21 protein-coding genes are annotated in these 21,578 nt (G+C 65.5%); 11 read left to right on the forward strand and 10 right to left on the reverse strand.

The window, feature by feature from the left end:
- Nucleotides 1–26: 26 nt before the first annotated feature.
- Complete coding sequence (locus NOF55_RS16260; RefSeq protein WP_306410040.1) at nucleotides 27–1,007, reverse strand: bifunctional riboflavin kinase/FAD synthetase; 981 nt, start codon at nucleotides 1,005–1,007, stop codon at nucleotides 27–29.
- 10 nt (nucleotides 1,008–1,017) lie between these two features.
- Complete coding sequence (locus NOF55_RS16265; protein ID WP_306410039.1) at nucleotides 1,018–1,866, reverse strand: TIGR01459 family HAD-type hydrolase; 849 nt, start codon at nucleotides 1,864–1,866, stop codon at nucleotides 1,018–1,020.
- A gap of 298 nt (nucleotides 1,867–2,164) precedes the next feature.
- Between NOF55_RS16265 and groES the strand changes: the two genes are divergently transcribed.
- From groES to NOF55_RS16280, 3 genes are all read left to right on the forward strand, one after another.
- On the forward strand, nucleotides 2,165–2,461 hold the full coding sequence (gene groES / locus NOF55_RS16270; protein ID WP_306410038.1) for a co-chaperone GroES: 297 nt from the start codon (nucleotides 2,165–2,167) through the stop codon (nucleotides 2,459–2,461).
- Nucleotides 2,462–2,537: 76 nt separating this feature from the next.
- The gene (gene groL, locus NOF55_RS16275) at nucleotides 2,538–4,172 is read left to right on the forward strand and encodes a chaperonin GroEL (protein WP_306410037.1); all 1,635 of its coding nucleotides are present in this window, start codon (nucleotides 2,538–2,540) and stop codon (nucleotides 4,170–4,172) included.
- A gap of 144 nt (nucleotides 4,173–4,316) precedes the next feature.
- Entirely contained in the window at nucleotides 4,317–5,096 is a 780-nt protein-coding gene (locus tag NOF55_RS16280; protein WP_306410036.1) for an alpha/beta fold hydrolase, read from the forward strand.
- Between the two features lie 85 nt (nucleotides 5,097–5,181).
- Here NOF55_RS16280 and NOF55_RS16285 read toward each other — a convergent pair whose 3' ends face one another.
- A complete protein-coding gene (locus NOF55_RS16285) occupies nucleotides 5,182–6,198 on the reverse strand; it encodes a TIGR04086 family membrane protein (RefSeq protein WP_306410035.1) in 1,017 nt (338 codons plus the stop codon).
- A 411-nt stretch (nucleotides 6,199–6,609) separates the two neighbouring features.
- Here NOF55_RS16285 and NOF55_RS16290 point away from each other — a divergent pair, with 411 nt between their 5' ends.
- Entirely contained in the window at nucleotides 6,610–7,041 is a 432-nt protein-coding gene (locus tag NOF55_RS16290; RefSeq protein WP_306410034.1) for a DoxX family protein, read from the forward strand.
- Between the two features lie 237 nt (nucleotides 7,042–7,278).
- Here NOF55_RS16290 and hisG read toward each other — a convergent pair whose 3' ends face one another.
- The 3 genes from hisG to hisS form a co-directional block, all read right to left on the reverse strand.
- The gene (gene hisG, locus NOF55_RS16295) at nucleotides 7,279–7,971 is read right to left on the reverse strand and encodes an ATP phosphoribosyltransferase (RefSeq protein WP_306410033.1); all 693 of its coding nucleotides are present in this window, start codon (nucleotides 7,969–7,971) and stop codon (nucleotides 7,279–7,281) included.
- Nucleotides 7,968–9,089 carry an ATP phosphoribosyltransferase regulatory subunit gene (locus NOF55_RS16300; protein WP_306410032.1) on the reverse strand — a complete coding sequence of 374 codons (1,122 nt, stop codon included), beginning with the start codon at nucleotides 9,087–9,089 and terminating at the stop codon, nucleotides 7,968–7,970. The genes hisG and NOF55_RS16300 overlap by 4 nt, the downstream gene beginning before the upstream one ends.
- A 178-nt stretch (nucleotides 9,090–9,267) precedes the next feature.
- Nucleotides 9,268–10,785: a histidine--tRNA ligase gene (gene hisS / locus NOF55_RS16305; protein ID WP_306410031.1), complete on the reverse strand. Its 1,518-nt coding sequence runs from the start codon at nucleotides 10,783–10,785 to the stop codon at nucleotides 9,268–9,270.
- Between the two features lie 225 nt (nucleotides 10,786–11,010).
- On the opposite strand from hisS, the gene NOF55_RS16310 reads away from it, so the two are divergent.
- From NOF55_RS16310 to NOF55_RS16325, 4 genes are all read left to right on the forward strand, one after another.
- Entirely contained in the window at nucleotides 11,011–11,766 is a 756-nt protein-coding gene (locus NOF55_RS16310; RefSeq protein ID WP_306410030.1) for a hypothetical protein, read from the forward strand.
- A 51-nt stretch (nucleotides 11,767–11,817) separates the two neighbouring features.
- Nucleotides 11,818–12,183: a hypothetical protein gene (locus tag NOF55_RS16315; protein ID WP_306410029.1), complete on the forward strand. Its 366-nt coding sequence runs from the start codon at nucleotides 11,818–11,820 to the stop codon at nucleotides 12,181–12,183.
- A 72-nt stretch (nucleotides 12,184–12,255) separates the two neighbouring features.
- Nucleotides 12,256–12,612 (forward strand): CopM family metallochaperone, encoded by a 357-nt coding sequence (gene copM / locus NOF55_RS16320; protein ID WP_306410028.1) that lies wholly within the window; start codon nucleotides 12,256–12,258, stop codon nucleotides 12,610–12,612.
- 79 nt (nucleotides 12,613–12,691) lie between these two features.
- Complete coding sequence (locus NOF55_RS16325) at nucleotides 12,692–13,426, forward strand: HAD family hydrolase (RefSeq protein WP_306410027.1); 735 nt, start codon at nucleotides 12,692–12,694, stop codon at nucleotides 13,424–13,426.
- Between the two features lies 1 nt (nucleotide 13,427).
- Here NOF55_RS16325 and NOF55_RS16330 read toward each other — a convergent pair whose 3' ends face one another.
- Nucleotides 13,428–14,069 (reverse strand): DNA-3-methyladenine glycosylase I, encoded by a 642-nt coding sequence (locus NOF55_RS16330; RefSeq protein WP_306410026.1) that lies wholly within the window; start codon nucleotides 14,067–14,069, stop codon nucleotides 13,428–13,430.
- 201 nt (nucleotides 14,070–14,270) lie between these two features.
- Here NOF55_RS16330 and NOF55_RS16335 point away from each other — a divergent pair, with 201 nt between their 5' ends.
- A complete protein-coding gene (locus NOF55_RS16335) occupies nucleotides 14,271–15,089 on the forward strand; it encodes a L,D-transpeptidase (RefSeq protein WP_306410025.1) in 819 nt (272 codons plus the stop codon).
- Nucleotides 15,090–15,241: 152 nt separating this feature from the next.
- A complete protein-coding gene (locus NOF55_RS16340) occupies nucleotides 15,242–15,934 on the forward strand; it encodes a L,D-transpeptidase (RefSeq protein ID WP_370868908.1) in 693 nt (230 codons plus the stop codon).
- A 230-nt stretch (nucleotides 15,935–16,164) separates the two neighbouring features.
- Here the strand turns inward: NOF55_RS16340 and glcF are convergent, their stop codons facing one another.
- From glcF to NOF55_RS16355, 3 genes are all read right to left on the reverse strand, one after another.
- On the reverse strand, nucleotides 16,165–17,493 hold the full coding sequence (glcF, locus tag NOF55_RS16345) for a glycolate oxidase subunit GlcF (RefSeq protein WP_306410023.1): 1,329 nt from the start codon (nucleotides 17,491–17,493) through the stop codon (nucleotides 16,165–16,167).
- 207 nt (nucleotides 17,494–17,700) lie between these two features.
- Entirely contained in the window at nucleotides 17,701–18,909 is a 1,209-nt protein-coding gene (locus NOF55_RS16350; protein WP_370868906.1) for an FAD-binding protein, read from the reverse strand.
- The gene (locus tag NOF55_RS16355; RefSeq protein WP_306410021.1) at nucleotides 18,906–20,345 is read right to left on the reverse strand and encodes an FAD-linked oxidase C-terminal domain-containing protein; all 1,440 of its coding nucleotides are present in this window, start codon (nucleotides 20,343–20,345) and stop codon (nucleotides 18,906–18,908) included. Before NOF55_RS16355 ends, NOF55_RS16350 begins: the two co-directional genes overlap by 4 nt.
- A 259-nt stretch (nucleotides 20,346–20,604) precedes the next feature.
- Between NOF55_RS16355 and NOF55_RS16360 the strand changes: the two genes are divergently transcribed.
- Complete coding sequence (locus tag NOF55_RS16360; protein WP_306410020.1) at nucleotides 20,605–21,501, forward strand: LysR family transcriptional regulator; 897 nt, start codon at nucleotides 20,605–20,607, stop codon at nucleotides 21,499–21,501.
- Nucleotides 21,502–21,578: the final 77 nt, after the last annotated feature.

Raw genomic sequence — 21,578 nt, forward strand, 5'->3', positions numbered from 1 at the left:
TAAAGCACAGAAAAAATCCGGTTTGGTTAAAATGCGATCAGCGCGTCCAGCCGGCCGAGCGGCCTGACGCCCGCCAGCAGGGCGCGCGCTTCCTCGCAATCCCGGTTCATCTGCGCCACCAGCGGCTCCAGACCGTCGAATTTCAGTTCGTCGCGCAGATGCCCGAAAAACGAGACGGAACAGGTTTCGCCGTAAAGATCGCCGGAAAAATCGAAAACGAAGGTTTCCAGCAGCGCAGCGCCGTTTTCCGTCACCGTCGGGCGATGGCCGAAGCTTGCCACGCCATCGTGCAGATCGCCGTTGGCACGGCGCAGGCGCACCGCATAGATACCGGGTTTCAGCACCGTTTCCGGCGGAAGCGCCATGTTGGCGGTGGGAAAGCCCAGCGTGCGGCCGAGCTTCTGGCCGCCGATGACCTCCGCCTCGACCGTATAACGATAGCCGAGCAGGCCGGCGGCCTCCTCCACCCGGCCTTCCGAAAGGCAGGCGCGGATGCGGCTCGACGAGACGACCTCGGCCCCCTCGTCGCGGAAGGCGTCGACCAGCGTCACGCCGAAACCGTAGCGTTTTCCGGCTTCCATCAGGAAGGCCGGGCCGCCTTCGCGGCCCTTGCCGAAATGGAAGTCGAAGCCGGTGACGACTTCCGCCGCCCCCAGCCAGTCGACCAGCACGGACGAAACGAAATCCTCCGCCGAGCGGGAGGCGAATTCGCGGTCGAAGGGATATTCCACCACCGAGTGGAAGCCGGCCGCCTCGAGAAGACGCGCCTTCACATGCGCCGGGGTCAGCCGGAAGACCGGCCTGTCGGGATTGAAGACCGTGCGCGGATGCGGCTCGAAGGTCAGCACCAGCGCCGGCCGGCGGTGGGCGGCGGACAGTTCCAGCGCCCTGCCGAGCACGCTCATGTGGCCGCGATGCACGCCGTCGAAATTGCCGACGGCAATGACGCCGCCGCGCAGATTGTCCGCCAGAGGGTGCTTTTTCTCGTTGCGATGGAAGACGGTCATCGGATCGGTCTCAGGCCAGTTTCGGCATCCAGTATTTCGGCGCGGCGTTTTCGCGCTTCAGCCAGTCGTTGACCAGCGCGTCGTCCATCACGCCGTTGACGGTGTATTCCGCCGCATGGATGCCGCCGCCGATATAAAGGAGATCGAGGCCGTAATCGAGCGCGCCGCGCACATCGGTGGGCAGGCCGTCGCCGATGGCGAGGATGCGGGCCGGATCGACATCGCCGCGCAGTTCGCGGGCCGCCGCAAGCGCGGCGTCGTAGATCGGCCGGTGCGGCTTGCCGGCGACGCGCGTCGTCCCGCCGAGCTGCTCGTAATAGACGGCCAGCGCGCCGGCGCAGGGGATGAGACGGTCGCCGCGCTCGACGATCAGGTCGGGATTGGCGCAGATCATCGGCACATTGCGGTCGCGCATGGCCAGCAGCATGTCGCGATAGTCTTCCGGCGTTTCCGTCTCGTCGTCGAAAAGGCCGGTGCAGACCAGCGATTCGGCCTCGCCGGCGGACACGAGATCGACGTCCAGTCCCTCGACCAGCGGCAGATCGCGCTCGGGACCGAGCAGGAATATCCTTTTCGGCCCGGCAGCGATCAGATCGCGCGTCACGTCGCCGGAGGTGACGATCCGGTCGTAGGCCGCGGCCGGAACGCCGATCGCATCGAGCTGGGCGATGACGCCGGGGCGCGGACGCGGCGAATTGGTGATGAGCACCACGGTGCGGCCGGCCTTGCGGGCGGCCGCAAGCGCGTGCGAGGCCGGCATGAAGGGCGTGACGCCGTTGTGCAGAACGCCCCAGACATCGCAGAGGATGACGTCATAATCCGCGACGATATCCTGAAAAGCGTCAATGAGAGCGGCCATATCCTTCGTTCCCTTCCATTTCGTCAGGGTGACATTGCAAAGGAAACGGCGCGTGGCAAGAAGTTTCCCCGCCCCGCCGCCAAAAAAGCGCCCGGGCGAAACGGCCCTGCCGGAGAGCTGCGCAAAGGCGCCCCAGACGCCGTCGCCATTTTGCGGATTTTTTGCAGGCCCCGTCCTTGACTCCTCGATGAGGCCTGCTTATCTCGTCGCTGCTAGCACTCACAAAAAGAGAGTGCTAACGCAAATTCACGACGCGCCATCAAGGCCGTCATGTGTCATTTGATCGAGGGATTAGACAATGGCAAGCACCAACTTCCGCCCCCTTCACGATCGCGTCGTCGTTCGTCGCGTTGAGTCCGAAGAAAAGACCAAGGGCGGCATCATCATTCCGGACACCGCCAAGGAAAAGCCGCAGGAAGGCGAAGTCGTCGCCGTCGGCACCGGCGCCCGTGATGACAGCGGCAAGGTCGTTGCGCTCGACGTCAAGGCCGGCGACCGCGTGCTGTTCGGCAAGTGGTCCGGCACCGAAGTCAAGGTGAACGGCGAAGACCTTCTGATCATGAAGGAATCCGACATTCTCGGCATCATCGGCTGATTGCCGGCTTCGCTGAAGATCAAGTTTCCAACCATTCCATGATCGACTGAGGGCGAAAAGCCCGGGAGTTTTTAAAATGGCAGCTAAAGAAGTCAAATTCGGCCGCAGCGCTCGCGAAAAGATGCTGCGCGGCGTCGATATCCTCGCAGACGCCGTGAAGGTGACGCTCGGCCCGAAGGGTCGCAACGTCGTGATCGACAAGTCCTTCGGCGCTCCGCGCATCACCAAGGACGGCGTTTCGGTCGCCAAGGAAATCGAACTGGAAGACAAGTTCGAGAACATGGGCGCGCAGCTCGTCCGTGAAGTCGCTTCCAAGACCAACGACATCGCCGGCGACGGCACCACGACCGCCACGGTTCTGGCCCAGGCCATCGTCCGCGAAGGCGCCAAGGCCGTCGCAGCCGGCATGAACCCGATGGACCTGAAGCGCGGCATCGACCTCGCCGTCACCGAAGTCGTCAAGGATCTCCAGGCCAAGGCCAAGAAGATCAACACGTCGGAAGAAGTCGCCCAGGTCGGCACGATCTCCGCCAACGGCGAAAAGCAGATCGGCCTCGACATCGCCGAAGCCATGCAGAAGGTCGGCAACGAAGGCGTCATCACGGTTGAAGAAGCCAAGACCGCCGAAACCGAACTCGAAGTCGTCGAAGGCATGCAGTTCGACCGCGGCTACCTGTCGCCCTACTTCGTGACCAACGCCGAGAAGATGATTGCGGACCTCGAAGACGCCTTCATCCTCCTGCACGAGAAGAAGCTTTCGAACCTCCAGGCGCTCCTGCCGGTTCTCGAAGCCGTCGTCCAGACCGGCAAGCCGCTCCTCATCATCGCTGAAGACGTCGAAGGCGAAGCGCTTGCCACGCTCGTCGTCAACAAGCTGCGCGGCGGCCTCAAGATCGCTGCCGTCAAGGCTCCGGGCTTCGGCGACCGCCGCAAGGCCATGCTGGAAGACATCGCCATCCTGACGGGCGGCACGGTCATCTCCGAAGACCTCGGCATCAAGCTCGAAAACGTCACGCTCGACATGCTCGGCAAGGCCAAGAAGGTCTCGATCTCCAAGGAAACCACCACGATCGTCGACGGCGCCGGCGCCAAGTCCGACATCGAAGGCCGCGTTGCCCAGATCAAGGCCCAGATCGAGGAAACCACCTCGGACTACGACCGTGAAAAGCTTCAGGAACGTCTGGCCAAGCTCGCTGGCGGCGTTGCCGTGATCCGCGTCGGCGGCTCCACGGAAGTCGAAGTCAAGGAACGCAAGGACCGCATCGACGACGCGCTGAACGCAACGCGCGCCGCCGTTCAGGAAGGCATCGTCCCCGGTGGCGGCGTCGCCCTGCTGCGCTCCTCCGTCAAGATCACCGTCAAGGGTGAGAACGACGATCAGGAAGCCGGCATCAACATCGTGCGCAAGGCGCTCCAGTCGCTGGTTCGCCAGATCGCCGACAATGCCGGTGACGAAGCCTCCATCGTGGTCGGCAAGATCCTCGAAAAGAACGAGGACAACTACGGCTACAACGCCCAGACCGGCGAATACGGCGACCTGATCACGCTCGGCATCGTCGACCCGGTCAAGGTCGTCCGCACGGCGCTCCAGAACGCCGCTTCGGTGGCCTCGCTGCTGATCACGACGGAAGCCATGATCGCCGAACTGCCGAAGAAGGACGCTCCGCTTCCGGCCATGCCGGGCGGCGGCATGGGCGGCATGGACTTCTAAGACGTCCTCGTCCCGGAAATACGAAAGGGCGGCCTTCGGGTCGCCCTTTTTCTTTGCCGCTTTCTTTGCCGCCATCACTTTTCCGCGCGGAATCCCTGCAACAATGGCATGGTCGGATGGAAGGGAATCGCGGGGATTTTGACGATGACAGCTTTATTCAGCCATGAAAGCGGCCGGTATCTCGATATCGGCGACGCGCGGATCTATTACGAAGTCCGGGGCAACGAGGCGGGAGAGCCGCTGGTTCTGCTGCATGGCGGGCTCGGCAGCATCGAGGATTTCAATCCCATCCTGCCCGGGCTTGCCGACACGTATCGCCTCATCGGCATCGACAGCCGCGGCCAGGGGAAATCGACGCTGGGACGGGAGCCCCTCACCTATGCCCGCCTCGAAAAGGACGCCGTGGTCGTCATCCGCCATCTCGGCGTTGAAACGGCCGGCATCGTCGGCTTCAGCGACGGCGGCATCACCGCGCTGCGGCTGGCCGCGAATGGAGACGTGACGCCGCGCAGGGTCGTCACGATCGGCGCGCACTGGGCGCTCGGCGCCGACGACCCGGCACGCGCACTTTATGCGGATGTGACCGCGGAAAGCTGGCAGGCCATGTTCCCGGAGAGCTGCGAGGCTTACCTGCGGCTGAACCCGGAACCCGATTTCGAACGCCTGACCCGCACCATTACCGCGCTCTGGCTGGATGACGGACCCGACGGCTATCCCGGCGAGACGGTGCGCGCCATCGCCTGCCCGCTGCTGGCCGTCAGGGGCGACGAGGACCGGCTGGTGTCGCGCGAAAATGCGCTCGAACTGGTCGAGCGCGTCCCGAACACCGTCTTCCTCAACCTGCCGTTCGCCGATCATTCCGCCCAGGACGACCAACCCGCCATTCTTTTATGGGCGTTGCAGACCTTCCTGAACCGGAACTGAGGCAGTGCATGGGGCGCGGTTTTACCGCGCCCCATGCACTTGGCCGAAACGAACCCGGCCCGTCCCGTTCGAATTGTGCGAACGACTATTCGAAATGGTAGCGATCGCGGGACCGGGCTCCTCCGAGTCCTGCGAGCGAGGCTGCCAATGCGCCGACCAGAGCGGCAACAAATGCCCAAAGCGCGGCAGCGGACGCGGCAGATGCCGCCGCATCGGCCTGACGGCGCGCTTCCTCTTCAAGAGCGGCGAGCCGCTGGCGTCCCTTTTCAATCAGTTCATTCGCGTTATTGATCCGTTCCGTTATCGCGTCGCGGGCGTTGCTATATGTCGCAATGGCCCGGTCCGCAGCCTGCTCGGCTTCCGGCTGCGTCATTCCCGTGTTGGTGAGCGCGGTTACGATCTCGTTGCGGTCGATATCGCCTGCGACGCTATCGGCACGTTCTTTCAGCCGCTCTCCAAGCTCCTGGGCAATCCGGGAAAAGTCGCCGGGATTAAATGCAATCTCCCGGGCCGCGGCCGCGACGTCGTCGCGTGCGGCGGCGATGACCGGCTCGAGGCGCTCGGGCTGAAGCGCATCAATCTGGGTATTGCGCAGCGTGGTCCGAAGATCGTTTCGGGTCTGGCTGATGTCGAAGTTACCGATGAGGTCTTCATCGACGGCACCGGCAATCGAACTGACGGCCGAGCCTGCCGCATTGCCTGTCGCACCGGCCACTGCCCCCGCACCCGAAGCGACCGACCCGAGCGCACTGACCGATGTCCGCGCCGCGCCCGAGATTGTCACCATACCGAACAGGACGGCGAGGATCAGGCTTACGGCCCAGGTTAGAAAGCCATGTGTGAAACCGCTGGTCCCGGCCAACCTGCCTGCGACGAATCCACCGGCAACGAGGCTAAGAAGCAACGTTATCGCGGCAGATATTCCAAACGTCGTTCCGACACCTTCAAGGGGACTGCCAGACTGCGCATCCACCATCCCCAGCCCCAGAGATGTTGCCAGAAGCGACAGTGTGAAGAAAACGGCGATGACCGTAGCCGTCCCGGCAAAGATGGCCCCCCAGGATGTGGAACGGAGATCGTCGTGAATGGATATTTGAGTCATTGGCTTTCCCTCAACGTTAACGTGTATAGACAACCCATAGGATGAGGAAAAGTTCCGGGGAGATCGCCGCGTTATCTTGGGGCCAGGCTTACGAAGACCTCCATAAACGGACCATCTTGCGAGGCATCGGGTATTGCCGGCGGGTGAAACCGGCCCACGCGTTGCGGGCCTTTCGTCCCTGGATCCGGGGAAACAACCAGAGTCGCAAATGGCCGATTTCACCCGACGCTTTTTCGATGGGGCTCCGGGATCGGCCGCGCCGGCTGGTAGCGGAAAAGGCGCCGTCGTGATTATGTCAATAACAGTGAACGATATGTCTTTATTCGTTCGTCTTTTAAGAACAACCAAAAAGGTGCATATCTCATCCCGACAGAGCGGCCTTCCCGAACGCGCTCAAACGGAGAGATACTGATGACCACTGCCCAGAACGCCCTCGTCCTCGCCGGACGCATCCTCCTCGCCTATCTTTTCATTACCGCAGGCGTGCCGAAGCTCATCGACCCGAGCGGCACCGCGGGCATGATCGAGGGCGCCGGCCTGCCGGCCGCGACCCTGCTCGCCTATCTGGCCGGCCTGTTCGAAACCGTCACCGGGCTTGCCATTCTGGTCGGCTTCCAGACCAAGATCGCCGCCGTCGCGCTCGCCGCGTTCTCGGTCTTCACCGCGCTTGCCTTCCATTCCGGCACGGTTGCCGTCGACGGCTGGCCGGCACCCGCGCTCGGCTGGATCAACACGCTGAACGGCATCATGCTCGTCAAGAACTTCGCACTGGCCGGCGGTTTTCTCATCCTCGCCGCCTTCGGTGCCGGCGCCTGGTCGCTCGATGCCAGACGCGCCGCCTGAACGACCGCGCTCTGCCTGAACGGCAAAACCCGCCGGGGCGATCCGGCGGGTCAGACTTCTGACAGCGAGCGTATCGCTCTCTTTCGTCATGGTCGGGCTTGACCCGACCATCCATCGCCGTGCTTGCGGCATGGACCCTCGGTTCGAGCCCGAGGGTGACTAAAGAGAGGGTTGATCGATACACGGACCCGCCGGGATCGCACCGGCGGGTTTTTCCCGTTCAGGGAAACGGTCGCTTCACAGCACCGTGCGGATGGCGCTAGCGATTCGTTCCACGGCCGGATTGCCGTGGTGTTCCGCCTTGCGCGCCCGCACCAGGCAGGCCTCGGAGCGCAGGATCACCCCGTCCGAGAGGATCTTCAAATGGTTGGCGCGGAGCGTCGAGCCGGTGGAGGTGATATCGACGATGATATCGGCCTGGCCTGCCGCCGGCGCGCCTTCGGTCGCGCCGAGGCTTTCGACAATGCGGTAGAGCTGGATGCCGTGGCTGCCGGAGAAGAACTGCTGCGTCAGCCGCCAGTATTTGGTGGCGATCGCCAGCCGGCGTCCGTGGCGGGCGCGGAAATCCGCCGCGACATCGCCGAGATCGGCCATCGTCTCCACGTCGTACCAGATTTCCGGCACGGCGACGACGACATCGGCATGGCCGAAACCGAGGCGGGCGGCGAAGTCGACGCGGGCGTCGGCATCCGCCAGTTCCTCACGCACCAGATCCTCGCCGGTGACGCCGAAATCGACGGTGCCCGCGCCGATCTCCCGCGAGATCTCGGAGGCGGAGAGAAAGGCGATCTCTATATCGTCCGCGCCTTCGACCCGGCCGCGATAGGAGCGGTCGTTGCCGACGGCGACGATCTTCATGCCGGCACGCTCGAAGACCGCCGAGGCTTCGTCCTTCATCCGGCCCTTGGAGGGAAGCGCGATGGTGATCATGGGTTCCCCCTCGCCTTTACGATGCGATCGAGCCAGAGCGAGAAGCCGACGGCGGGAATATGGTCCTTCGCGCCGAGCAGCGTCAACATGCGGTCGTAGCGGCCGCCGCCGGCCAGAATGGCATGGTCGCCGCGCGCGGTGATCTCGAAGACGAGGCCGGTATAGTAATCCAGCGGCCGGCCGAAGGCGGCACGCCAGGTGATGTCGGCCAGCGGCACGCCAGCATTGGCGAAGGCCGCAACGCGCGCGTCGAACCCGGCGATGGCGGCGTTGAGCGGCAGGTTCGCGGCGCGGGCGAAATCGGCCAGCACGCCCGGCGCATAGCGCAGGCTGACATTGAGCGACAGAAATTCCTTCAGCGTATCCAGCTTGCCGGCATCGAGCGAGGCACCGGCGAGCAACCGCTTTTCCTTGAGGCGGCGGACGATATCCTCCGGCGAGCGGCTGGCATTGGTGAAATAGCCGGTCGCCTCCATGCGGGCGGCGATCAGGGCGGCCAGCGCCTCGTCGTCGCCCTTTTCCAGCAGCGCCTCGACCTCGGGCCCGAGGCCCGACACGGCCTCGGGCCGGGCGAGACGGGCGATCATCTGTTCCAGAAGCTCGGTCTGGCCGAAGGCGCGGACCAGCCGCCGCTGCCAGCCGGCCGGCAGGCCGAGCGCATCGACCACCGCCTCGAACACGGCCTGATCGCCGATCGTCACCGCGAAGGCGCGGCCGGGCAGGATCGTCGTCAGGCAGGCCAGCGCATCGGCGACGGCACGCGCATCGGCACTGGCGAAATCCCGGTCGCCCAGATCCTCGATGCCGGCCTGATAGAATTCGTTCTCGCCCTCGCGGCGCTGGCGGAACACCGTGCCGAGATAGGCATAGCGCTTCGGCGTGCCGGTGGCGCTCTCGATATGGCGGCGGCAGACGGGAATGGTGAATTCCGGGCGCAGGCACAGGCTCTCGCCGCGCTCGCTCTCGGTGAGGAAGATGCGGCGGCGCAGGTCCTCGCCGGCGATATCCAGAAAGGGCTCGGCCGGCTGGATGATCGGCGTATCGATGCGCTCTGCCCTTCTAACCGCGAAGACATCCAGCAGTTCGCCGGCAAAACCCGGCAGATCGGTCATCGGCATGGAAATGCCTCCGGATTGAAAGAAGCCCCCCTCCCCACCCCCTGTCCACAAGGGGAAGCGGCGTGTCTGCCCCGCTCCTGCGGTTCGTGGGAGGCGAGGGTTTGCCGCGCGTCTTCTCCCCCCTTGTGGAGGAGATGGCCGGCAGGCCAGAGGGGGAATTTCAGGCGCATCGAAGCAGTCACTTCCCGGCCCGCCTGCGGTCCTCCGCCTGAGCCCCAAGAATTTCCTTCACCTTTTCAACCAGTTCGTCCTGCGGCACGACGACCTGCGCGACGCGGGCCTCGCGCCAGGCGGCATTGTCCTCGATCTCGCCGGACAGGCGCTTGCCCTCGATCAGGTCCTTGATCTGGACGACGCCCTCAGCGCGCTCGTCGCCGCCCTGGATGATGGCGACCGGGCAGCCGCGGCGGTCGGCATATTTGAGCTGGTTGCCGAACTTCTTCCAGTTGCCCTGATACATTTCGGCGCGGATGCCTTCGGCGCGAAGTTCTTGCGTGAAGCGCTGGTAGAGGCCCATCGCTTCGGCATCGCCGTCCATGACGGTGACGAGAACGGGGGCGAACACCTCGTCCTGGCCGAGCTTGCCGAGGTTCTTCAGCGCCGTCATCAGCCGCGAGACGCCGATGGAGAAGCCGGTGGCCGGCACCGCCTGTCCCATAAAGCGGGAAACGAGGCCATCGTAACGCCCGCCGCCGCCGACCGAGCCGAAGACGACCTTCTCGCCCTTCTCGTTGGTCACGTCGAAGGTCAGTTCCGCCTCGTAGACCGGGCCGGTGTAATATTCGAGGCCGCGCACGACGGATGGATCGATCTTCACGCGGCCGTCGTCATAGCCGGCACCCTTCACCAGCGCGCCGATGAGGTTCAGTTCCTCCACACCCTCGCCGCCCTTCGCCGTGCCGGCGACCAGCGCCGAGAGGTCGGCGGCGCTTGCCGCATAGTCCTCGATGCCGACGAAGAACAGCACCTTTTCGATCTGCGCGGCATCCAGCCCCGCGCCCTTGGTGAAGTCGCCGGATTCGTCCTTGCGGCCGGCACCGAGCAGAAGTTTCACGCCCTCGGGGCCGAACTTGTCGAGCTTGTCGATGGCGCGCAGCACCGTCAGGCGCCTGGCGGCGTTCTCATCGCCGCCGAGGCCGATGGCTTCGAGAACGCCGTCGAGAACCTTACGGTTGTTGACGCGAATGACGTAATCGCCGCGCCGGATGCCCAGCGCCTCCAGCGTATCGGCCATCATCATGCACATTTCGGCATCGGCCTGAACGCCGGGCGCACCGACCGTATCGGCATCGAACTGCATGAACTGGCGGAAGCGGCCGGGGCCGGGCTTCTCGTTGCGGAACACGTAGCCGGCGCGGTAGGTGCGGTAGGGAAGCTGGATCTCGTTGAAATTTTCCGCGACATGACGGGCGAGCGGCGCCGTCAGGTCATAGCGCAGGCTCACCCATTGCTCGTCGTCGTCCTGAATAGAAAAGACACCCTCGTTCGGACGGTCGGCGTCGGGCAGAAACTTGCCGAGCGCGTCGGTATATTCCACCAGCGGCGTTTCCACCGGATCGAAGCCGTAGCGTTCGTAGACCTCGCGGATCTTCGCGGTCATCTCGTTGACGGCGCGGATATCGGCGGCGTCGCGGTCCACGAAGCCGCGCGGCAGGCGGGCTTTCGGCTTTTGCGGTTTCTTCTGCTTGTCGCTCATCGTCTTCAACCATTCGGGCGCGGCCCGAAATCGCTCACAGGAGTTGGAATTCGTGGCCGTGTCTTAGAGGAAGTAGCCCCCTGCGGCAAGCCGCAAGCACACGGCCGATTGGCAGGCGGGGCCGGATTCTGCTATCCAAATCCGCGACTTTTCCCCGTTCCGATTCCCGGTCATCCGATTTCATGAACCCCATCCTTCCCAATGCGCCGGAGCGCTGCGCCTGAAATGCTGGCCGAAGCCCTGAATTTCGCCGCCACATGGCCGCTCACCAAGCCGGAAAACCGGCCGTTCGTCCGCGCCTCGGTCAATCTGTGGTCGCGCGCCCGGCGCGTATCCGGCGCATGGCGCGATCACGAGGACAATTGCCACCGCGCCGTTCTCTTCAAGGCGAAGGACCTCAGGCTGCGCCGCACGGCGGTGGTTCTCGGCTCGGGCCTGCTGCGCGACGTGCCGCTGGACATGCTCGCCCGCGCCTTCGACACCGTGGTTCTGGTCGACCGCGTGCATCTGGCCTCGGTGCGGATGGGGCTTTCGCTGAAGAAGTTCCCCAACATCCAACTCGTGGAACGCGACCTGTCCGGCTACGGCGACCTCAAGGCGGGCCGCGATCCCGAACCCTTCGCCTTCCTGCGGCACGTTCCCTATCTGGATTTCGTGGTCTCGGCCAATCTCATCTCGCAGATCGGTATCGGCGCGGGCCGGCTTCTGGAAAAGGAGCCGCCGGGCGCGATGCCGGCCGATACCGTCACGCGGCTGGTCTCGGCCCATTTCGACGGCCTTGCGGGCCTGCCGGCGGCGACCTGCCTGCTGAGCGACATTTCCTTCGCCGTGATCGACCGCAACGGCCATACCCACGAGCGGCAGGACCTGCTGGCCGGCGTCGCGCATCCTGAAGCCTTCGCGAGCTGGGACTGGCCCGTCGCCCCGCTCGGCGAGGAAAGCCCCGATTACCGGGTCGTCCACCGCGTCATCGCGGCGTGAGGCCGCATCCGGACGGCTTGTTTCACGGTGAAATGCGACTAGACTGAATTTATGCGCGCCTTCGTCGTCGTCACCATGCTGATCGCCTGCCTCGTCTATGGCTTCATGCCGGCCCGGGCGGGCGTCGTCATGGAGGCCGTTCAGGTCTCCGTGGCCCATCACGACCACGCGGATCATCACGGCATGGAGACGGCCGGAACGCACGGCAATCACGGCGGGGCGCATTCCCGCAACGATCCTTGTCCGCATTCCGGGCTGCCGGGATGCGGCACCTTCTGCGCCGCCTGCCTCGCCATCGTGCCGGTCGTCGATGCCGGGCGCGAAGGGCACCCGCCCTTTTCCTGGCCGGAGCCTTTGCCGACCCGCAAACTGGCCGATGCCGCGCCCGCGCCGGCGGAACCGCCTCCCCGCGCCTGAAAATCCGCTTTCCCCATCGTCGAACCGCCGGGCGACCGGCAGACATAACCCCTTGCAAGGGAATGGACCATCATGTCTTTCAGGAACACCCTCACCATCGCCGCCGTCCTCGCCTTCGCCGTTCCGGCGCTCGCCCAGGACCACGGCAGCCACGCTTCCGGCGGCGGGACACGCAACGCCGCGACCGAAGCATTCGAAAAAGCCAGCGAGACGATGCACGAGAACATGGCAATCGAGCTTTCGGGCGATGCCGATGTCGACTTCGTGCGCGGCATGATCCCGCACCATCAGGGCGCCATCGACATGGCCCGGATCGTGCTGGAACACGGCAAGGACCCCGAGATCCGTAAGCTGGCCGAGGAGGTCATCGCCGCCCAGGAAGGCGAGATCGCCTTCATGCGGGAATGGCTGGAAAAGCACGGCCAATAAACCCGATGCGGCGGCGCTTGCGCGCCGCCGCATTGCCGGTTTGCAAATCCGTTCACACTTGCGCGAAAACTGGATTAGAATGGCGCATCGCCATCAGCACGACCCGACGAGCATGACGCGCCAGCTTACCACCATCGGCCTCGATGCCGACGACACGCTCTGGCAGAACGAGCAATATTACCGGCTGACGGAAGACCACTTCCGCGGGCTGCTGGCCGACTATGCCGACGGGGACGACGTGTCCAGCCGCCTGCTGGACGCGGAAAAGCGCAACCTTGCCCATTACGGCTTCGGCATCAAGGGCTTCACCCTTTCGATGATCGAGACGGCGCTGGAGGTGACGGACGGACGCGCGCCGGGCCATGTGATCGGCGAAATCCTTTCCATCGGCCGCGACCTCCTCAGCCATCCGGTGGAGACCATGCCGGGCGTCGGCGACGTGCTGGAGGCGCTCGCCGGTGACTACGCTCTCGTTCTCATCACCAAGGGCGACCTGTTCGACCAGGAGCGCAAGCTGGCGCAATCGGGGCTCGGCGACTATTTCGACGCGGTGGAGATCGTCTCCGACAAGACCGCCTCCACCTATCGCCGCCTGTTTTCCCGGCACGCCGAAGCGCCGGAGCGGGCGATGATGGTCGGCAACTCGCTGAAATCGGACGTCGTGCCGGCACTCGCCGTCGGCGCCTGGGGTGTGTTCATTCCCCATGCCCTGACGTGGATTCTCGAACATGTCGAAAAGCCGAAGGACGCGCCGCGCTTCCGGGAACTGCCCGAGATCGGCGATCTGACCGACCTCATCCGGTCGCTCGAATAACCTATACCGGCCGCACGAATTCCGCCCGCAGGCGCTCGATCTTCGCCCGGCAATGGCAGCCCTCGATATGGTCGTTGACCATGCCCATCGCCTGCATGAAGGCATAGACGGTGGTGGGGCCGACGAAGCTCCAGCCGCGCTTTTTCAGGTCGCGCGACAGCCGCACGGAGGCCGGCGTCGTGGGGTTGGCGCGCAGGGTCTGGTAGTCGAACACCGCCGGGCGCTCATCCGGCGTCGGCTCGAAACGCCAGAAATAGCGGGCGAGCGAACCGAACTCGGCCTTCATCTCCAGCGCGCGGGCGGCGTTGTTGATGGTGGAGGTGATCTTGCCGCCGTGGCGCACGATGCCCTTGTCGGCCAGCAGCCGCTCGACGTCGCGCTCGTCGAAACGGGCGACCTTCTCGAAATCGAAACCGGCGAAGGCAGCGCGGAAATTCTCGCGCTTGCGCAGGATGGTGAGCCAGGACAGGCCCGACTGGAAGCCTTCGAGGCAGATCTTCTCGAAAAGCCGGCGGTCGTCCGTCACCGGATGCCCCCATTCCTCGTCGTGGTAGCGGCGGTAATCCTCAAGATTGCCGTGCCAGAAACAGCCCGTGCGCCCGTCCTCGCCCTCGATCAACCCCGTCTTGGCGGCATCCGTCATGGTTCGATTCTCCTTCTCGGGAGTGTTTACCATTTGTTCACCTATTTTCGCAACCGGATGCTAACCTTGCCGGAAGGTTTAGACGGCGCCCGGCCCCTTCATGAACGGGCGTTTACCATTCCGAGTGGAGCGGAATGCGACGATCCTGCCATCCGGGGCATGTTCGCGCCCCTTCTTCGGTGAATGTAGCGAGTCGATCCGATGAACAGATCCTTCCTTCTTCTTGCCGTCGGCCTGCTGGCCGGCATCACCCAGCCGGCGCTGGCCAGCGACCGTTACGGCAACCGCCCGCCGGTCATCGTCAATTCCGACCTGACGGCGCCCTGGGTCAACCAGCTCGGCGGCGGCGTCCGCCCTAAGGTCTATGCGCCGCCGCGCCGCGTCCAGCCGCAGCCGCAGGCCCGGTTCCAGCAGCAGCCCGCGCCGCAATACCAGCAGCGCCAGACCTATCAGCGCCGCCAGCTGGCCGCGCCGCCGCCGGGCGTCCATATCGGCCGCAATACCGGGCGGCAGCAGGTCATCCAGCAGGCCGCCGTGCGGCCGAACGCGCCCGTCGGCGGCGTGGAGCCGCAGTTCCTGCCGCAGATGGTGTCCTACCGGACCCCGGAAAAGCCCGGAACGATCGTCATCGACACCAACAACCGCTTTCTCTATCTGGTGATGGACGGCGGGCAGGCCAAGCGCTACGGCGTCGGCGTCGGCAAACCGGGCTTCGAATGGGCCGGCGTCCACAAAGTCACCCGCAAGGCCGAATGGCCGACCTGGCATCCGCCGGCGGAGATGCGCGCCCGCGAGGCCAAGAAGGGGCATGTCCTGCCGGTAAAAATGGAGGGCGGGCCGGCCAATCCGCTCGGCGCCCGCGCCCTCTATCTCGGCTCGACGCTCTACCGCATCCACGGCACCAACGCGCCCTGGACGATCGGCAACGCCGTCTCCTCCGGCTGCATCCGCATGCGCAACGAAGACGTGATCGACCTTTATCAACGGGTCGGCGTGGGAACCCGCGTTATCGTCCAGTGACGGCACAACACCGGACGATGAGCATGGGAGGGGGAGGACGGCGAAGGCCGCCCTCCCCTTTTCCGTCGACTGAAATGCAACCAGCGGCGGTTTGACGCAGGGCACGCGCAAACGTAATCTTTCCGCCAGTTTCAACGGGGGTAACGAACCATATGACGAAAGCATGGATGGCTGCCGCAGCGGCGGCGATTGCAATCATGACGACATTTACGGCGGCCCAGACCGCCACGGCGCAGTCTCTCCAGACCAATGCGCGCGGCGAGGTCATCCTGCCGAGGGGGGCGGAAAACAAGCCGGTCGCCGACAAGTACAAGCGCAGGGCCGTCCGCCTCGTGACCAGCGAGAAGCCGGGCACCATCCTCGTCGACACCCATAACCGCTACCTCTATTTCGTCGAAGGCGGCAACAAGGCGACCCGCTACGGCATCGGCGTCGGACGGGAAGGCTTCGGCTGGTCGGGCGTCACCCGCGTCGGCCGCAAGGCCGAATGGCCGGCCTGGATTCCACCGCAGGAAATGATCGCCCGCGAACGCAAGCGCGGCCATATCCTGCCGGCGCGTATGGAAGGCGGCCCGGACAATCCGCTCGGTTCGCGCGCGCTCTATCTCTACCGGCCGAACGGCGGCGACACCGGCTTCCGCATCCACGGCACCAACCAGCCGTGGTCGATCGGGCAGAACCTGTCTTCCGGCTGCATCCGCATGATGAACAAGGATGTCGAACATCTCTACAAGCGCGTGCCGGAAGGCTCGAAGGTCGTTGTGATCGGCCCCGGCAACCGGCAGGGCCAGGTCAGCTTCGAGGACCGCGGCACCGACCTCCTGCGGACGCTGTTTGGCGGCTGAGTGAGGCGCCGAAAACGGGAAATCGAACCCCTCGGGCATACCTGAGGGGTTAGACCTCTGCCACAGTACGCATTGCTCTCTTTCGTCATGGTCGGGCTTGACCCGACCATCTACGCGGCGTCCGGGGCATGGACCCTCGGGTCTAGCCCGAGGGTGACGAAGGAGAGGGTTGGTCAATAAGCAAGAATCCTCCGGCCTGCCCGGGGGGCGTGCCTTTCCGCTCAAGGCGTTCACACGGCGGCGGCCTTTTGCGCCAGCAGCTTTTCCAGCTTTTCCGGCACGTCGCCGCCATAGGCCCAGTCCAGCAGTTCGACCGTGTGGACCACGGGAAGCGGCGTGCCGCTGCCGATCTGGGTCATGCAGCCGATATTGCCCGCCGCGATCAGGTCCGGCTTCGTCGCCTCGATGTTCCGCACCTTGCGGGCCTTCAGCGTTTGCGAAATCTCCGGTTGCAGCATGTTGTAGGTGCCGGCAGAGCCGCAGCACAGATGCGCCTCGGCCGGATCGCGAACGGCGAAACCCGCTCGCCGCAGAAGCGCCTTCGGCTGAAGCGTCACCCTCTGGCCGTGCTGAAGTGAACAGGCCGAATGATAGGCGACCGTCAGCCCCCGGAAGGTCTGCTGCGGCAGATCGAGCGTATCGAGATATTCCGTCACGTCGCGCGCCAGCGCCGAAACGCGGGCCGCCTTTTCGGCATAGGCCGGATCGTGGCGCAGCATGTAGCCGTAATCCTTGACGACCGTGCCGCAGCCCGACGTCGTGACGAGGATCGCGTCGAGGCCGCCCGCATCGATCTCGCTCGCCCAGATGTCGACGTTGCGGCGGGCGGAGGCGAGCGCCGCCTGTTCCTTGCCCATATGGTGGGTCAGCGCGCCGCAGCATCCCTCCCCTTCCGGCAGGACGACCTCTATCCCGAAACGGGTCAGCAGGCGGATCGCCGCCGTGTTGATGCCCGGATCGAGCACCGGCTGGGCACAGCCGGTCAGCATCGCCACGCGCCCCTTCGGCGGGCCGAGCGTGACATGGGTGCAGGCCCGGGTGAAAGGCGTCGGCTCATGGGCCTTTTCGGGGGCGAGCCGAAGCATGGCCGCGAAGGGCCGCAGGGCCGCCGCCTTTCCGAGGAGGCCCGCCAGCGGCCGGACGAGGTTCGCCAGTTTCAGCGCGGCGCGGAAGCGCCGGCGATGAGGCAGCACGGCGGCGAGCAGCGCGCGCGTCAGCCGGTCCGGCAGCGGGCGCCGGTAGGTTTCCTCGATGTGGATACGGGCATGGTCGACCAGGTGCATGTAGTCGACGCCGGAGGGACAGGTGGTCATGCAGGAAAGGCAGGAAAGACAGCGGTCGATGTGGGTGACGATCTCCCTGTCCGCCGGACGGCCGTTCTCCAGCATGTCCTTGATGAGATAGATGCGCCCGCGCGGGCTGTCCAGCTCGTTGCCGAGCGTCACATAGGTGGGACAGGTGGCCGTGCAGAAGCCGCAATGCACGCATTTGCGCAGGATCTTCTCCGCCTCCGCCACGCGGGGATCGGCCAGTTGCCCGGGCGTGAAATGAGTCTGCATCAGGCCGATCCTCCGGTGGCAACGGGGAAGAGCCCCCCTTTGGCCTGCCGGCCATCTCCCCCACAAGGGGGGCGACGTTTCACGACGACCTTTCGCCCTTTCCCAACATCGGAAACCGGGAAACCGGCGCGCCCACCGCTCTCCCCCTTTGCGAGGAAGATGGCGTCAGCCAGAGGGGGTCTTAGCCACAGGAGAACCATCACCATCTCACCCCATCAGGCCGGGATTGAAAATGCCGCGCGGATCGAATTTCTCCCTGATCCGGGCGGAAAGCGCCGCCACCGCCGGAGCCTCCGGCTCGAAGGCCGGAATATCCTTGCGGAAACGGTCCGGCGCGCGCACCAGCGTCGCATGGCCGCCACCGAGCTGGCGGATCGCCTTGCGCAGGAAATCCGCCTCCGGATCGGCTTCCATCCGCAGCCAGATCAACCCGCCCTGCCAGTCGTAGAAGCAGTCGGCGCCGGCATGCAGGCGCAGGGCGCCCATCAGCAGGTGGCCGGCCGTGGGGGCGACCGAGACGCGCCACAGCACCTTGCCGCGATCCTGCGCATAGGGCGCGGCGTCGCGGATCTGGCGCCAGAGTGTCAGGCTTTGCGGCTCGTCGAGCCATGTAATCACACCGAATGCGGACAGCGCCGCCGTGAGCTTTTCCGTGCGGACCGACACCGAATGCGGCAGGCCCTCCAGGCGAAAGACGGTCGCGGCCCCTTGCGGCAGGGCGCCGGACAGGAAACGGCCGGCGACCGTGAAGGGCAGGTGCGCGGCGCCGGACACCTCGACCGGCAGGGACATGGCCGTCGCCATCGCCGCTGCGGCATGGGCGTCGTCCAGCCCCGTCACCACGACGGTTTCCGTCGCGCGCGGCGCGGGCAGGACTCGGAAGGTGACGTCGGTCATGTAGCCGAGCGTGCCGCGGGAGCCGGCCATCAGCTTGACCAGATCGAGGCCGGTGACGTTCTTCATCACCCGGCCGCCGGCCCTGATCACCTCGCCGCGACCGTTGACGAAGGTGACGCCGAGCAGGCTGTCGCGCGCTGCCCCCGCCGTCAGGCGGCGCGGGCCGGAGACATTGGCGGCGAATACGCCGCCGATGGTCGGCTCGCCGGCCGTGCCGAGAACCGGGCGGCTGTCCGCCGGTTCGAAGGGAAGCATCTGGCCGTTGGCGGCAAGGGCCGCCTCGACTTCGGCAAGCGGCGTTCCGGCCCCGGCCGTCATCACCATTTCCGCCGGGTTGTAAACCGCGATGCCGGCAAGGCCGGCGGTGGAAAGCACCGTTCCGGACACGGCGAAATCCAGCCGGGTGCCGCCGCCCCGCGGCACGACCGGCGTGCCCGAACCGGCACAATCGCGGATCAGGGCCGCGGCCTCCTCGGCGGATGCGGGATACCGCGTCTTCGTCACGGGTGGCTCCGTCATGGCCGGGGCCGTCCTTCCAGCGGGAAGACCTTGGAGGGATTGAGCAGCCAGCCGGAATCGAAGGCGGCGCGCACGGCCATCTGCTGGTTCAGGTCCGCCTGCGAATACTGGTGGCGCATCAGGTCGCGCTTCTCGATGCCGACCCCGTGCTCGCCGGTCAGGCAGCCGCCCGCATCAACGCAGAGCCGGAGGATGTCCATGCCGGCGGCCTCCGCCTTCGCGGCATCCTCCGGGTCGTTGGCATCGTAGAGGATGAGCGGGTGCATGTTGCCGTCGCCGGCGTGGAAGACGTTGGCGACGCGCAGGCCGTAGCCCTCAACGATCTCGCCGGTACGTTTCAGCACATGGGAAAGCTGGCCGAGCGGCACGGTTCCGTCCATGCAGATATAGTCGGCGATGCGGCCCGTCGCACCGAAGGCGGACTTGCGGCCCTTCCAGATCGCCGCCGCCTCCATTGCCGACTGGCTTTCGCGCACCACCTTCACGCCGTGACGGCGGGCGATCCCGACGATGCTCGCGAGCATCGCGGCCATGTCCTCCTCGGACCCCTCGACCTCGACGATCAGCAGCGCGCCGACATCCAGCGGATAGCCGGCATGGGCGAAGGCCTCGCAGATCTCGATGGCCGGCTTGTCCATGAACTCGATGGCGACCGGCACGATGCCGGAACCGATGATATCGGCCACGCAGGCGCCCGCCGCCTCCGACGTGTCGAAGCCGAACAGGACGGGGCGCGCGCCTTCCGGCCGGGCGATGAGCCGCACGGTCGCCTCGGTGACGATGCCGAGCTGGCCTTCCGAACCGCAGACCAGCCCGAGAAGATCGAGACCCGGCGCGTCCAGCGCCTTGCCGCCCAGCTCGATCACCGTGCCGTCGACGAGAACCATCTTCACGCCGAGCAGGTTGTTGGTCGTCACGCCGTATTTCAGACAATGCGCGCCGCCGGAATTCATGCCGATATTGCCGCCGATGGTGCAGGCGAGCTGCGACGAGGGGTCCGGCGCATAGAAATAGCCCTCGGGGCCGGCGGCCTCCGAAATCGCCAGGTTGGTCACGCCCGCCTCCACCGTCGCGGTGCGGTTGGCGTAATCCAGCTCGACGATGCGGGTCATGGCGGAAAGACAGAGAACGACGGCATCCTCCTGCGGGATCGCGCCGCCCGAAAGGGACGTCCCCGCCCCACGCGGAACGACCGGAACGCCATAACGATGGCAGTATTTCATGACAGCGGCCACCTCGGCCGTTGTGCGCGGCAGGGCCACGGCGAGCGGCAGGCGGCGATAGGAAATGAAACCGTCCGTTTCAAAAGGCACCAGCCGGCGCGGCTCGGCGATCAGCGCGTCCGGCGGCAGGAGGTCCGCCAGATCCTCGACGATCGCCTTACGGCGCGACAGAACATCGGCCCGAGGCTCCAGAAATCCGATCGATCCACTCATCGCCCGTTCCTCCCGATTGCGATTCCTAGCAGTTTGCGAAGGACCGAACAAATGCTAATCACCTATGACGAAAATGGAAAGAATAGGCGGGTTTGTTTCCGGAACCCGCCTTTCCGGCCTCTGGCCTTTTTCTCGCATGCTCGGGTCGGGGCCGAGCATGACGAAGGAGACGGCGAAGGTCGCGGGCGCGCGTCCGCATGAATCGGGATGCGGAGAGGCCGGAACGCGGCACCGGCCGCCGGGCAAAAGAGGAGCGTGCATGACCAATCTCGGCGATCTCGAGGTCTTCGTGCGGGTTGCGGCCTGCAATTCCATGTCCACGGCGGGCCGGTCGCTCGGGCTGTCGCCCGCCGTCGTCTCCAAGCGCATCAAGCGGCTGGAGGACAGGCTGGGCACCCGGCTTCTCCAGCGCACGACGCGGCAGATCGCCCTGACGGAAGCGGGACAGGGCTTCTTCAACCGGGTCCAGTCGATCCTGTCCGGCATCGAGGAGGCGGAGGCCTTCGTCTCCGGCCGTTCCGCCAAGGTGCAGGGCACGCTGAAGATATCGGCGCCGACCTCGTTCGGGCGCATGCACGTCGCGCCGCATCTCATCGGCTTCATGGAAGCGCATCCGGACCTGATCGTGCAGCTCGAACTGTCGGACGAGTTCACCGACATCGTCGGCGGCGGCTACGATCTGGCGATCCGCATCGCCGACCTGAGCGATTCCACGCTGGTCGCGCGCCGGCTGGCGCCGGTGCGGCGCATCCTGTGCGCCTCGGCGGACTACATCGCCCGCCACGGCATGCCGCAATCTCTGGACGAACTGAAGACCCATGCCTGCCTGCCGGCCCACAATCACGACAGCTGGCGGCTCGTCGGTCCCGGCGGACCGGTGACACTGAAGCCCCAGGGCAGCCTCGTCACCAATTCCAGCGAGGTGATCCGCGAGGCGGTGATCGCCGGTCTCGGGATCGCGCTGCGCTCGACCTGGGATATCGGCGAGGAACTCAAGTCCGGCCGGCTGACGCAGGTACTTCCCGCTTACGAGAGCGGGCGCGGCGTTTCGCTCTCCGCCGTCTATCCGAGCCGCGAGTTCCTGCCGGCCAAGGTGCGGCTCTTCATCGATTATCTGGCGTCGCTTTACGGCCCCACCCCCTACTGGGATAGATAGGGTCAGGCCTTCAAGCTTCGCATCAGCAACCCCATATAAGTATGTGCCCGACCGAAGGACGCTCTTGCGCGGCCACG

Origin of the sequence: Ectorhizobium quercum, from assembly GCF_026552795.1 — a bacterium.
Taxonomy (GTDB): Bacteria; Pseudomonadota; Alphaproteobacteria; order Rhizobiales; family Rhizobiaceae; genus Ectorhizobium; species Ectorhizobium quercum.